We start from the raw sequence: 14122 nt of genomic DNA on the forward strand, positions 1-14122 counted from the left end.
ACCTGCATCATCGGCGCCCTGGACAAGGCCGCCGAGACCATGGCCGGCCTCTCCGGTACCCGCATCCACGAGTAGTCCCTACTCCGTTGCCTCTCCCGTGGGCGCCAGGCAAAGCGCCCGCAAACTAGCCTCTCTTCATGAGCCCCGCAGTCCGCTCCGGCTGCGGGGCTTTTGCTATCGGTAGTCATTGGGGACAGACTTAAATGAGTAGCACCAATCAACTGCGGAAAGTGCATCTCACAATGAGCGTCCAAAATGGGGCACAGTTTCCCCGGGGCCCTCAACCGGAAAATACATCCCGGAATTTGCCCGAAAAATGGCCCCCAGTTTCCCAAACAGGCCGCTAACGGAAAGCGCATCCCGCTATCGAACTTCAAAGCGGGGTGCACTTTCCGTGCCAGCAGTTCCGGGCATCCAGAGACCACTCATTTAAGTCTGTCCCCAGTGACTAGTAGTAGGCCCACATGGCTTCGACTTCGTTGAGGACCTCTACGACGCCCCAGCGGCGGGCGCTGCGGCTGGCCGAGTTGGGATCGAAGACTTCAATCTGGTCGGCGTCGTCAATACCGTAAAGTACAATGTAGTGGCCCACGTTGGTAAAGGTGCCCGGCCGAACGGCGGCGATGACGGGCGCTCCCGAACGCAGCGCCTGAGTCATCGAGTCGCGATCGTTATGAAGCTCCGTTCCGTTAAGTCCCAACTGCCACGCACCGCTCGTCATAAACGACCATTCGGTTGCACCGGTGGGGGCGTAATTGCCTGCCTCGGAAAGCGCGCACATATTGACGGGGGTCATATCGGTGCGTCCCGTCTTAAAGATATAGACCATGGTGAGGCACGTAGGCCCGCAGGCATTTTGGCGGATGGTACCGCCGGCGTAAGGCAGCTCCGACCATGCAGGGTCGATCTGATAGATATGGGGCATCGTGCCGGCTTGCCATTGCGAGCGCGGGGTCGAAAAGGCGAAAGAATAACCGGGCGCGACGGGGGCCTTGAGCAGCTTGTCCTCGGCGGTGGGCTCGAGACCGGCCGAGCCGTGGGACATACAGGAGCTCATAAGCACAAAGACCAGACAGATGAGGATAGAGCACAGTGCGAGGCAAAGCCGACGAGCCGGCAGGGCGGGGGCATTCACGTACGATGTCGAGCGGTAGGGCTTGCCGTCGCGTCCGCCTTGGGGATGCGAAAAGAAGCGGTTGATATGGCTGCCGGGCTGACGTGCGCCGTTGCGGCGCAGTTGCGGAACCTCGGCTTGGCGCTGTCGAGTGCGCGCCCAAGCGGCTATCTTGCTGTGCGCTTGTGCCCGTGCTCGGACGGCCACTCTGCCGTGTTCTGTTTGTCTGCTGCCGAGACGAAGGCCTGGGTTGCTCTTGAGGGCGTTGCGGATTGCTGCTCGTGGCACTTCTGGGCGTCGGCGTGGTGCGGCCAGCAAGGCGAACGCTTTGTCGCCGTTGATCACCGTCGTTGTATCCGTATGCCATTCGTACCGCCTTGTCTCATGTATAACCTGTCTATCCTACAAAAAAGATGTGCAACAAATGGGTCCGCGCGTCAAAAGCTCGGTAAACGGTACGAAAGGCGCAAAACACACGGCCTCAAAAACATCTCTATATGCGTCCGATGAGCGTACGCCCGTCGGACGGGCGACAACAATGAGCGGCAAACCGTGCCGTTCGTCCCAAAAACGGCGCCGCTCGTTTTGCAGTTCTGCCTTCGGTCGAGCCACAAGCGGCGCTGCTGTGCCAAGGCCGTATTGTAAAGCCACGAAATAAAAGCGCGCGGCAAAACAGACCGCGCAAGGGGTGACGCCAAAGAGGCGTCAATAAGGAAAGGAGGGGAACAATGGCGGACAAGAACGCAGAAGTTGCAGTCGAAGGTAACGGCGGCATGAAGAAAACGCTTTCGCTCTGGAACTTCTTCACCATCGGTTTCGGTGCCATCATCGGAACTGGCTGGGTTCTGCAGGTCGGCGACTGGATGGTCGTGGGCGGCGGTCCCGTTCCCGCTATGATCGCATTCCTCTTGGGTGCAATCTTTCTCGTGCCCGTCGGAGCTGTTTTCGGTGAGCTCACGGCTGCTATCCCCATCTCGGGCGGCATCGTCGAGTATGTCGATCGTAGCTTTGGCCGTACGCTGAGCTATATCACCGGTTGGCTCCTGGCCCTGGGCAACGGCATCCTGTGCCCGTGGGAGGCAATCGCTATCTCGACCCTCGTGTCCGAGATGTTCGGCAGCCTGCCCGGTCTTGAGTGGCTGCGTGCCGTCAAGCTCTATACCATCCTGGGCGCCGACGTTTACCTGTTCCCGACGCTAATCGCGCTCGGCTTTGCAGTCTACGTCATCTTCCTCAACTTCCGCGGTGCCAGCTCGGCCGCCAAGCTCCAGGCCTTCCTGACCAAGGCTCTGCTCTGCGGCATGCTGCTCGCCATGGGTGTCTCGCTGTTCACCGGTTCGCCGGAACACGCCATGCCCGTGTTCTCCCAGGTCACCGGTGCTGGCGGCGGCAAGCCCGCTACCGAGGGCACCAGCCTGTTCGCCGGCATCGTGTCGGTCCTGGTTTTGACCCCGTTCTTCTACGCCGGCTTCGATACCATTCCTCAGCAGGCTGAGGAAGCAGCCGAGGGCCTCAACTGGAACAAGTTCGGCAAGATCATCTCCCTAGCCCTGCTGGCCGCAGGCGGCTTCTACATGGTCTGCATCTACTCGTTCGGCACCATCCTCGACTGGCATGAGTTTGTTAAGAGCCCGGTTCCCGCGCTTGCCTGCCTCAAGGGCATCAACATGCTCCTGTACCTGGCCATGCTCGTCATCGCCACGCTTGGACCCATGGGCCCGATGAACTCCTTCTACGGCGCCACGAGCCGCATCATGCTCGCCATGGGCCGCAAGGGCCAGCTGCCCGAGAAGTTCGCCGAGGTCGATCCCAAGTCCGGCGCTCCCAAGCTCGCCTGCGTCGTCCTGGGCGTCATCACCGTCATCGGTCCGTTCCTGGGCAAGAACATGCTCATTCCTCTGACCAACGTGTCGGCCCTCGCCTTCATCTTCTCCTGCGGCATGGTCGCCCTCGCTTGCCTGCGCATGCGCTTCACCGAGCCCGACCTGCCTCGTCCCTACGAGGTGCCCGGCGGCAAGTTTGGCATCTGCCTCGCTGTCGCTGCCTGCGCCGTCATCATCGGCCTGCTCGTGATCCCGTTCTCTCCCGCCTCCCTCAACATGGTGGAGTGGAGCATCGTGATCGGCTGGCTGGCCATTGGCCTGGCCCTCATGGCCTTCACCAATTCCCGCAAAAAATAACGCCTAGCCGGGGCGGATCGGGTGCGCGGGACCCTCTCTTCCGCGCACCGAACCTGGCACCACTTGGGTAGCTTTGTGAGGCCTTAACCCAACACGGCCTCGCCCGCAATATGGATCCATAAGGAGGAACCATGTCCACTAAGTATGCAATCGTTGGCGGCAAGCTCATCGACGGTACCGGTGCCGAGCCGGTCGAGAACTCCCTCGTTCTCGTCGACGACAACGGCAAGATCGAGTACGCCGGTGTCATGCAGGACCTTCCCGAGGGCGTTGAGGTTATCGAAGCCGCCGGCAAGACCGTCCTTCCCGGCCTGATCGACACCCACCTGCACTTCTCGGGCAACCTGACCGACGATGATACCGACTGGGTCATGCAGCCGCTCCTCGAGAAGCAGGCTGTCGCCGTCAAGCAGGCCTACGACTGCCTCACCCACGGCCTCACCACCGTCTGCGAGATCGGCCGCTTTGGTATCCAGATCCGTGACTGCATCGACAAGGGCGTCTTTAAGGGCCCGCGCGTTCTGGCCACCGGCCTTGGCTTCTGCCGTGTTGCCGGCCACGGTGACTCTCACCACTGCACCCAGGAGCTCAACAAGGAATCCCACCCCTGGGGCGACCAGGTCGATGGTCCTTGGGATCTGCGCAAGGCCGTCCGTCGTCGCCTGCGCGAGAACCCCGATGCCATCAAGATCTGGGCTACCGGTGGCGCCATCTGGCGCTGGGACTCCGGTCGCGACCAGCACTACTGCTCCGAGGAGATCCAGGCCGTGGTCGAAGAGGCAAAGATGGTCGGCATCCCCGTGTGGAGCCACTGCTACAACAACCACGCCGCTGCCTACGATTCCGTTCGCTTTGGCTGCGAGCAGCTGATCCACGGCTTCGATATCGATGAGCGCACCATGGACCTCATGGCCGAGCAGGGTACCTTCTTCACTCCGACGATCGCCTTCCTGCCCACCTGGTACGCCACCTATCCGCCCGTCTACGTCCCCGAGCTGCACGACAAGTACGAGGGCACCCTGGTCGAGAAGGAGCTGCAGCGCAACTACGACTGTCTGCGCGAGGCCAAGAAGCGCGGCGTCGTCATGACGATCGGCTCCGACTCCTTCTCCTTCGTCACCCCGTACGGCACCTGCTCCATCGAGGAGATGTACGAGTTTGTCGACAAGATCGGCTTCACCCCGGTCGAGACCATCACCTGCGCTACCCTCAACGGTGCCAAGATGTGCCACATCGAGGACGAGACCGGTTCCATCGAGGCTGGCAAGTGCGCCGACCTGCTGGTCGTCAACGGTGACGTCGCCGCCGACATCCACGTGCTCAACACCGACAACATGGACGTCATCATGAAGGACGGCTGGATCGTCGAGGCTGGCACCTTTGGCGAGGCCAACAAATACAGCGCCTAAGCTACCGTTTGTCGATGGCTGGATGTAAAACACAGTTTTTGATTGCATAATGCAATGGAGAGGGTCGCTTGCGGCCCTCTTTATTGCTATGGGTGCTACGGACAAGAGGGGATGACGGTGGATTTAAACAGGCTGATTCTGGGCAAGAGCTACAACTCTACCAAGGTCTTTCGTACGGCCCAGCATGTGGTTCAGGCCATCCTGCTCGGTGTTGTCGTTCCGGCGCTTATCCTGCTGCTTATCTGGGATTTAACCGATAATCCCAATCCCGTTCCGGGCGTTGTCGTTATTGCCGGCCTGGTCATGCTGTGCTTCTTTTTCTCGTATGTCTTTGTGGTCCCCGACGACCTCACATCGAGCGCAACCGACCGTACGCTCGCCATCGCATCAAAAATATTCGCCTACACGTCGCGCGGCCTTACGCCCGAAGCGGCCCAGGGCGCCTCTAAGATCATCCTGTCCGAGACCATCGCCTCTGCCATCTGCTTTACCGATGGCAAACAGGTGTTGGCAAGCTGGGGCGAGGACTCGGCAAAGTGCCCTGGCGGCACCCCGGTGGTGCTCGAGACCACGCTCAACGTGATTGAGACGGGCGAGCAGAGCGTGTTTTCGCGTGACACCTCCAATGAGACGGGTGGCTATTTTCCCCGCCTGCGCGCCGGTATTGTCGCACCGCTTACCGTGCGCGGGCATTGCGTGGGTACGCTCGAGCTGTACTATCCCCGCCTGAGCAGCATCGATATGCGCCAGACGGCGTTGGCCTCGGGCTTTGCCGATCTCATTTCCACGCAGCTCGCCAGCTTTGAGCTCGAGCGCCAGGACGAGCTTACGGCCCGCGTGGAGCTGCGCGCCCTGCAGTCGCAGGTCGACCCGCATTTTCTGTTCAATACCATCAGCACTATCGTGTCGCTCGTGCGAACCGAGCCCGACAAGGCGCGATCGCTGCTGATCGACTTTTCCAATTACTATCGTCAGACGCTTTCTGACTCCGATACGCTCACCACGCTCGAGCATGAGGTGGAACAGGGCACTCGTTATATCAATCTTATGCAGGCCCGGTATGGCGACGGCCGTCTGCGCGTTTCGGTCGACATCGACTTTGAGGTGCGCGACAGCCTGGTACCGCCGTTTATCTTGCAGCCGCTGCTCGAAAACTGCATCAAGCATGCGCAGCGCGAGACCGAGCCGCTTACTATTCATGTTAGGGCTTTTGAGACCGATGACGGCCTGGAGATCATCGTCGAAGATGACGGCATCGGCATGAGCGAAGAAGTCTGCGCGCACCTGTTTGAGCAGCATCGTCGAGAGGAGCCCGAGAGCATTACCGCCGACGGCTCCATCAAGCGAGGCTGCGGCCTGGCACTCTTCAACGTGCTTCAGCGCATCCATTTCTTTTACGGAGAAGATTCTGGCATGCGCGTGAAGTCCCAGGAGGGCGTGGGGACGCAGGTCATCGTTGAGTTGAACGGCGAGCCGCATGAGCCGGCGCCGATGACGGTGTAGCGCGCGGTTGGATTGAGAGAAAAAGAGGGGAAGCGCATATGTCCGAAGACTGGAACATCTTGGTGGTTGATGACGAGCCCCCTATTAGGGCTGAGCTACGTTATCTGTTGGAAAAGGATGCGCGTGTGGGCCAGATTGCCGAGGCGGGCAATGTCACCGAGGCTGTGGAATCGATCCTGTCGAACAAGCCCGACGTCTTGTTTTTGGATATCACGATGCCCGGTCGCTCGGGAATCGAGCTTGCCGAGACGCTGCAGAACCTAAAGACGCCGCCGGTCGTGGTGTTTGTGACGGCATTTGCCGAGTATGCGGCCGATGCCTATAACCTCGATGCCGTCGATTACATCGTCAAGCCAGTCGAGGATGCCCGCCTGTCAAAGGCGCTCGACAAGATCGAGACCGCTCTGGGCGCTCGCCGTGTCGTCCACGCTCCGCGCCAGCCTTTGCGTCTGACGGTGGACCGCGGGGGCAAAAAGGTGTTCATTCCCGTGGCGGATGTCTGCTACTTTGAGGCACGCGCCGATTTTTGCAACGCCGTCTGCGCCGAGGGAACATACCTGATCAATGAGTCGATTTCCTCGCTCGAGCGGCGCCTGGCCTCCGAGGGCTTTATCCGTGTCCACCGCAGTTATCTGGTCAATTTGGAAGACGTGCACAATGTCGAGATCGGCTCCACGGGCCTGATGGAGCTCAGGCTCGATCGCGTGACCTCGACGGTGCCCATGTCCCGCCGTCGCGCCGCCGAGGTTAAGACGCACCTGGGGCTTGCGTAAGCGGTCCGCACGCCACCGTTTACCGCCGCAGGTTTGGCACGGGCGCGCGGTGGGCATAATGGGTGGCATCGAATGAAATCGAAAGGATCATTATGCCTGCGCTCATTACGCATCATCTGTTTGGCGAGGAAAGCATCGACCGTCTTCCGCAGGGCGTCATCGCGTCCGACGAGGAGCGTATTGCCTTTATCCTGGGCAACCAGGGCCCCGACCCGTTTTTCTTCCACATGCTCACGCCGCGCGTTTCCGATTGCACGTTGCTTGCTCAGGTCATGCACCGCTCGCGTATGTCGCGCCAGTTCTCGTGTCTGCGCGACGGCGTGTCGCACCTGCAACCGCGCGATGCCAACCTGGGTCGCGCCTTTGCGCTGGGCCTGCTGTCGCACTATGTGCTCGACCGCAATGCCCACCCCTTTGTTTACGAGCAGCAGTTTGGCATTGTGGACTCCGATCCCGAGCTCGAGGCTTCGGGCAGCCAAGTTCACGCCGTGCTCGAAAGCGACCTGGACGTGCTGATGCTGCAGCTCAAGCGCGATGGGGCAACGGTCGAGGATTATCCGCCGGCGGGCGAGATCGTCACGACCGACCGCATCAATCGTGTTGCCGGCGTGCTGATGAGCTACGTCGCCGGGCGCGTGTACGGTATCGACATCCCGGCGGGGGAGTACGCCGGCGCCGTAGCCGACATGCAGCTGCTCTACCGCACTATCGAGCCGGCCGGTTCGGCCAAGACGCGCGCGATTGCCCTGATCGAGGGCTTGGTGCACGATTATTCGCTGCTCGACGGCCTTGCGCACCGTGTGACGACCGAGCTGCCCGAGCGTACCGGCAACCTGGGCCACTTGGCATGGAAGAACCCCTTTACCGACGAGGTCTCGAACGAGAGTTTCCCCGAGGTCTTTGACCGCGCACTGGTCGATTACGAGTGCACGGCCGCCCGCTTTATCGAGACCGGCGATATGGAAGCCGTGACCAACCACGTCAATTACAGCGGTCGCGTGCTCGGTGCCGACGAAGAGTTCGACCGCGAGGAGTAGGGCTCGTGCGTGCCCCTTTGCCGAATCCTTACCGGCGCCTCTGGACAATTGGGGTACGATGAACTAACTGCATATCGGGCGAATACGAAGGGGCCCTGTCCATGAAATACACCAAGCTCGAGCGTAACTGGGTTATGTACGATGTGGGCAACTCGGCCCTCGTGCTGCTCAATACCTCGGTGGTGCCCATCTACTTTAACGCCATCAATACCGGTGCTTCCTCGGCAGACCTGGTGGTCGCTTGGGGCAACGCTCAGACGATTGCCTCGCTAGTCATTGCCATGCTCATGCCCATTCTGGGCGCGCTTGCCGATTACGCTGGCAACAAGATCAAGTTCTTCTTGGGCTTCTTCCTCACGGGCCTGGTCCTTTGCCTGGCGCAGGCTATCCCAATGTCCGCCATGGCATTTTTGACCGTGTACGTGCTGTGCACCATCGGCCTTAACTCTTCTATGACGTTCTACGACGCCATGCTGCCCGACATTACCACCGACGAGCGCATGGACGCCGTGTCCAGTTCGGGCTATGCCTGGGGCTACATCGGTTCCACCGTGCCGTTCATCATTTGCCTGGCGCTTATCATGGGTGGCCCCGCTCTCGGCGTCCCCACCATGCTGGCAACGCGTCTGTCGTTTATCATCACCGGTGCCTGGTGGCTCATCTTTACCCTGCCGCTCATTCGCACCTATAAGCAAAAGTACGGTCGCGAGCGCGGTCCCCAGGACACCATCGGCCACATCGTGGGCGGTGTGTTCTCCGAGGTCGGACACACCATGCGCGAGATCGCCCACAACAAGACCGTGCTGGTCTACATGATCGCGTTCTTCTTCTACATCGACGGTGTGCACACGGTCATTTCCATGGCAACCAGCTACGGCTCGGCTCTGGGTATCGATTCGACCCAGCTGGTGCTGGCGCTGCTCGTCACGCAGTTTGTGGCCTTTCCGTCCGCCATCATCTACGGCAAGCTCGCCGGACGCGTGGGCACGCTCAACATGATTCTGGTGGCGGTCGCCGCCTACATGGGCATTGTGCTGTTCGCCGCGTTCTTCCTAAAGACCGCCTTTGAGTTCTGGGTGCTTGCCATTATGGTCGGCCTGTTCCAGGGTGGCGTGCAAGCGCTCAGCCGTAGCTACTTTGGCCGCATTATCCCTAAAGAAAAATCCAACGAGTACTACGGCTTCTTTGACATCTTTGGTCGTTATGCAAGCGTCATGGGCACCTTTCTAGTGTCGGTCGTCACCTCGCTGACCGGCAACCCGTCGCTGGGCGTCCTTTCCATTGGCGTGCTGCTGGTTGTTGGCTTTATGCTGCTGGTCCGCCTGTCCCGCATGACTCAGGCGGCGGCGTAAGGCAACCGGGCTCAGTACAGCAATTGTGCCTATCTACAGTACTCTTTTGAAAGTAGCCGCATAAATCATTCTGACTTCCGAGCAATGTTTAGCCCAAGTGGGTATGATGGAATCAGCTAGGTCGCGGGGCGTCGCCTGTGTTTGGCGGCGCCCCGTTTTTGTGTTGCAAGGAGGGTAAAGGTATGAACGCCACGGTTGTGATCCCAACATATTGGGCGGGCGATGATACCCAAGCAAACGCTCCCGGCACCTACGATCACTCGACGTCGCTCAACGCCGCCAACCCGGAACTCGATCGCTGCCTGACTTCACTCGAACAGGTGCGTGACATTCCGCGCATCATGCTCTTGGTGGTCTGTCCGGTTTCTGTCACGCCCGACGTATCCCATCGCGTGCACGAAATCGTTAATGCGCATCTCACACTTAAGGTCACCGTCGTTACCAATACTCAGGCTTCGCGTGTTGCCGACCGCGTGGCACAGATTGCGCCCAAAGGCTCGGGCGAGTGCGTGAGCCTGCGCGGCTACGGCGCCATCCGCAACATGGGTCTTGCCTGCGCGGCGGTGCTGGGGCACGACGCGGTTGTGTTTTTGGATGACGACGAGACCGTCATCGATGCCGACTTTATGAAGCGTGCGACCTATGCGCTGGGCCAGCAGACGCGTCAGGGCCTGCCGATTTTAGTCAAGAGCGGATACTTTTATGATCGCGACGGGTCGCCGCTGGCTCCCACGGACAAAGCGGGCATTTGCCATCGCTGGTGGACCAAGCGCATCGAGTTCAATCGCTGGATGAAAAAGGCGCTCTCGGGCACCCGCATCTCGCGCTCCAATTACGTGTGCGGCGGCCTGATGGCCCTGCACGCCCGCGCCTTTACGCGCGTGGCCTTCGACCCGTTTATCACCCGCGGCGAGGATCTGGACTACCTGTTTAACATGCGCATGTTCGGCTATGACGTGTGGTTCGATAACGAGTGGACCGTGCGCCACCTGCCGCCCGAGTCCGAGAAGCGCTCGCCGCGCTTTATGCAGGACGTGTACCGTTGGTACTACGAGCGGGCCAAGCTGACGTTCGCTGCGCACCAAAAGGAGCTCATTCCGGTTACGGCCGCATCACTCATGCCCTATCCGGGTCCGTGGATCTCGCGCGAGCTCGACGACCGCGTGTGCAAGACCGCCATGGTTCGCAGCATGTTTACCCGCGAGCACGAGGGGTATCTGCGCATCTGGCGTCATGGTATTGATGAGGCCAAGACCTATGCCCGCCAAAACGCCGCAAGCTACCTGCGTTTTCAGAGTTTCTGGCCCAAGATTATGGACGAACTTTGGCGCGACGCACAACTGATTAGCATCCTGGAGGGGGCTGAATGATCGACCGCCGCGCCCAGCGCGATAATTCAATTTCAATCTTTCGTATCATCGCCGTTGTCTGCGCCGTTTGCGTGTTGGCGTACTTTATCTTTGCCCTGGCGACTGGCATTGAGCCGATTGCCACGGTGATTGCCTGTGCGTTGCTGTGCATCTTCCTGTGCATCTTTATCTTTTTGACGCTCAATCCCGATTCGGTACGCTCCCAGTACACCGAGGAGACGCTCTCGGTTGCCTCGGCCATGCTCGAGGACATTAAGGGCGGTCTGACGCAGGAATCGGCGCTTTTGGTGTGCCGGCGTATCCTGCCCGAGACACGTGCCATGACCGTTGCCATCACCGATGAGGGCAACGTGCTGGCCTGCGCGGGCGAGTTCGAGGAAAAGCTGCTGCCCGATTCGCCCATCCACACGCTTGCCACGCGCTACGTCATTGAGCACGGCATCGTGCAGTCGTTCAACCGCGTGGTGGACGTGGTGGGTTCGGATGGCTCGCACAACCATGTTCCCGCCGGTATCATCGCGCCCATCAAGGTGGGCGACCGCACCGTCGGCACGCTCAAGTTCTACTACAAGACCCCGCGTGCCGTCGACCGTACCCAGTATGCGCTCGCCTCGGGTTTTGCCGAGATCCTGTCCACGCAGCTCGCCATCCACGAGCTCGAGGTGCAAAAGGAGCTCACGGCCCGTGCCGAGGTTCGTGCCCTACAAGCGCAGATCAATCCGCACTTTCTGTTCAACACGCTCAACACTATCGCGTCGTTTACGCGCACCGATCCGCTGCGCGCCCGCGAGCTGCTGCGCGAGTTCTCGTCGTTCTATCGCGCCACGCTCGACAACTCGGGGTCGCTTATCCCGGTCTCGCGCGAGGTTGCCCAGACCAAGCGCTACCTGACGTTTGAGAAGGCGCGCTTTGGCGAGGACCGCGTGCTTGCGACCTTCGATGTCTCCGAGGATGTCGAGGACACGTTGGTCCCGGCCTTTGTAATACAGCCCATCGTCGAGAACGCCGTGCGGCATGGCATGGGCGATGACGGTGCCCTGCGGATCGATGTGACCGTCCATCAAGACGGCGACGACGCAATCCTGATTGCCGTAGCCGACAACGGTGTGGGCATGGACGAGGGCACCGCCGCCAGGCTGTTTGATGAGCGCTCCGCCCGCCCCGATGCCAGTTCCCCGCAAGGCGGCGGCGCCGGTGTGGCCATGCACAATATTTCTGAGCGCATCCATCGCTTTTATGGACCGCACTCCTATACGCGCGTCGAATCGGCGCCGGGCAAGGGCACCAAAGTGCTCCTGCACCTTGATTTGTCAGAGAGCATCTTTGACATTCAAGAGTAAAATAAAAGGCTATGGGCTCAACGCCAAGCGGCGGATGCCCGGCGTAGTTTGTTGACGAAAGGTTTAATCCCTATGCTGCGTGCGATGATTGTGGATGATGAGGCCCCGGCCCGTTCGGAACTTCGCTTCTTGCTCGAGCAGACGGGCAAGATCGGCACGATCACTGAGGCGTCGAGCGTCCGCTCCGCCATTGAGATGTTGATGGAAAGCCGCGTCGATGTCGTATTTCTCGATATCTCGATGCCCGGCGCTTCTGGTCTGCAGCTTGCCGAGGCACTGCATAAGCTTAAGAATCCGCCGGCGATTGTGTTTGTGACCGCGTATAGCGATCATGCCGTCGAGGCGTTCGACGTAGATGCCGTCGATTACCTAATGAAGCCGGTTGAGGAGGCACGCCTGGATCGCGCGATCGAGAAGGTCATGCAGCGCGCCAAGCCCGTCACGGACAGCAAGGCCACCATCGAGCGCATTCCGGTGGAAAAGGGCGGCCGTAAGGTCCTCATTCCCGTGGATGACATTCGCTTCATCATGGCCAAGGACGATTACTCCTGTATTTATACCGTCGATGATCGTTTTCTATCGACGACTTCGCTGGCTCAGTTCGAGGCCAAGCTTTGCGACTTTGGCTTCTTTCGCGTTCATCGCCGCTATATCGTCAACTTGGCGTGCGTCACAGATGTCGAGACGGTGCCCTCGGGCGCTATCCAGCTGGGCATTACGGGCGTCGACGAACGCGTGCCGGTCTCGCGCCGCCGCGTTGTGCCGCTCAAGAAGGCCCTGAGCCTCTAGCACACTGGCCCCGCAGCCCTGTAGACCAATTGTCTGCGGAGCCGTGGGGCTTTTTGTATATACGTCGAATCGGTTTTGCAGAAGGGATCCCATGAACAGTGCAAGAGCCAAGCGCATCGACATCATCTCGGACACCCACGGCTATCTTTCGCCCGCGCTTCTGGGCGAGCTCAAGGGCGCAGATCTGATCATCCACGCCGGAGACCTCACCTCAGAGATGGATTACGAGCATCTATGCACCATCGCCCCCGTGCGAGCGGTCCTAGGAAACAACGACTACTACCGCGACTACGGCCCGGATGTAGACCGTCTGGCCCTCTTCACCTACGAAGGCCTCAAATTCGCCGTAGCCCACTACCGTGAAGACCTGCCTGTGGGATCCGTAGACGTAGCCATCAACGGTCACACCCACGTAACCAAAGAAGCCCAAGTAGGCCGCTGCTTGGTACTCAACCCAGGCAGCGCCAGCTATCCAAGAGGCACCCGAGGCCCCACCATGGCCAGAATGCTCGTCAAAGACGGCCATGTCATAAGCACCAAGTTTATTGATTTAGGCTAACCGCAACAAAAACGGGGGATGCAGATGCGTCCCCCGTTTCCATTTGAGCCAAAGGCGGAAGTTCAACAAGATCCATCAGACCAACCCCGCCGAGGAGCACGCGGGCTAGCCGCGCAGCGGCGCACGCCCGCAAAACTGGTTGAACTAAGTGACGGCAGGGAGGGTTTCCCGGGCCGGCGGGCGGGGGTTAAGTTTGTCGCGAGTTCCGCACGCAAAGGAAAGCACTTAATGTGCTTTCCGTCTTGCGCAGGACTGTAGAGCAGCAAACTTAACCCCCGCCCGCCGGCCCGGGAAACCCTCCCGGACAGCCCAAAAATTTTTTTCAAAAAAGTTGTTGCGCACCGGACAGACTTCTGTGTATACTAATCCCCGCAGCGCACGCGAGCGGAAACAAACGCGAACGACTGCCTGGGGAGTTAGCTCAGTTTGGTTAGAGCGCCGGCCTGTCACGTCGGAGGTCGCGGGTTCGAGCCCCGTACTTCCCGCCAACGCAATTAAAGCCACGTCTTCGGACGTGGCTTTTTGCGTTTAAAGGCTTTAGCCTGTGCGGGGCGCGCAGCGCGCCGCATCAGAAACCACCCGCTATGCGGGTGGGGACAACCGGCTTTACAAAGCCGCCCCCTCGCCGGACACTTGCGATTGTTCAGGCCGCAAGGAATCCGAGTCGAGAGGGCGGTGGTGGCGTATGGCCCAGAA

The 14122-nt window shown here is 60.0% G+C and carries 11 protein-coding genes and 1 tRNA gene; 11 read left to right on the forward strand and 1 reads right to left on the reverse strand.

The annotated features are described in order from the left end of the window. Positions 1-448: 448 nt before the first annotated feature. Positions 449-1321 carry a C39 family peptidase gene (locus PMX72_RS01530; RefSeq protein WP_271728907.1) on the reverse strand — a complete coding sequence of 291 codons (873 nt, stop codon included), beginning with the start codon at positions 1319-1321 and terminating at the stop codon, positions 449-451. Between the two features lie 521 nt (positions 1322-1842). On the opposite strand from PMX72_RS01530, the gene PMX72_RS01535 reads away from it, so the two are divergent. From PMX72_RS01535 to PMX72_RS01585, 11 genes are all read left to right on the forward strand, one after another. Then, positions 1843-3294, forward strand: coding sequence for an APC family permease (locus PMX72_RS01535; protein ID WP_117629718.1), 1452 nt, complete (start codon positions 1843-1845; stop codon positions 3292-3294). Between the two features lie 131 nt (positions 3295-3425). After that, positions 3426-4703: a metal-dependent hydrolase family protein gene (locus PMX72_RS01540; protein ID WP_271728910.1), complete on the forward strand. Its 1278-nt coding sequence runs from the start codon at positions 3426-3428 to the stop codon at positions 4701-4703. Positions 4704-4820: 117 nt separating this feature from the next. Beyond that, positions 4821-6206, forward strand: a complete 1386-nt coding sequence (locus PMX72_RS01545; protein ID WP_271728912.1) for a histidine kinase — start codon at positions 4821-4823, stop codon at positions 6204-6206. Between the two features lie 38 nt (positions 6207-6244). Then, positions 6245-6979: a LytR/AlgR family response regulator transcription factor gene (locus PMX72_RS01550; RefSeq protein ID WP_271728913.1), complete on the forward strand. Its 735-nt coding sequence runs from the start codon at positions 6245-6247 to the stop codon at positions 6977-6979. A 92-nt stretch (positions 6980-7071) separates the two neighbouring features. After that, positions 7072-8016, forward strand: coding sequence for a zinc dependent phospholipase C family protein (locus tag PMX72_RS01555; RefSeq protein WP_271728915.1), 945 nt, complete (start codon positions 7072-7074; stop codon positions 8014-8016). A 101-nt stretch (positions 8017-8117) separates the two neighbouring features. Further along, a complete protein-coding gene (locus tag PMX72_RS01560) occupies positions 8118-9368 on the forward strand; it encodes an MFS transporter (RefSeq protein ID WP_089573245.1) in 1251 nt (416 codons plus the stop codon). Between the two features lie 182 nt (positions 9369-9550). Then, positions 9551-10738, forward strand: a complete 1188-nt coding sequence (locus PMX72_RS01565; protein WP_271728916.1) for a glycosyltransferase — start codon at positions 9551-9553, stop codon at positions 10736-10738. After that, on the forward strand, positions 10735-12078 hold the full coding sequence (locus PMX72_RS01570) for a histidine kinase (protein WP_089573243.1): 1344 nt from the start codon (positions 10735-10737) through the stop codon (positions 12076-12078). Before PMX72_RS01565 ends, PMX72_RS01570 begins: the two co-directional genes overlap by 4 nt. A gap of 72 nt (positions 12079-12150) precedes the next feature. Next, a complete protein-coding gene (locus tag PMX72_RS01575) occupies positions 12151-12867 on the forward strand; it encodes a LytR/AlgR family response regulator transcription factor (RefSeq protein WP_099432562.1) in 717 nt (238 codons plus the stop codon). Positions 12868-12958: 91 nt separating this feature from the next. After that, positions 12959-13426 (forward strand): YfcE family phosphodiesterase, encoded by a 468-nt coding sequence (locus tag PMX72_RS01580; protein WP_271728917.1) that lies wholly within the window; start codon positions 12959-12961, stop codon positions 13424-13426. Between the two features lie 410 nt (positions 13427-13836). Further along, positions 13837-13914 (forward strand) — tRNA-Asp (locus tag PMX72_RS01585). The last annotated feature ends 208 nt before the right edge of the window (positions 13915-14122 follow it).

Origin of the sequence: Collinsella aerofaciens (assembly GCF_028207065.1) — a bacterium.
Lineage (GTDB): Bacteria > Actinomycetota > Coriobacteriia > Coriobacteriales > Coriobacteriaceae > Collinsella > Collinsella aerofaciens_AR.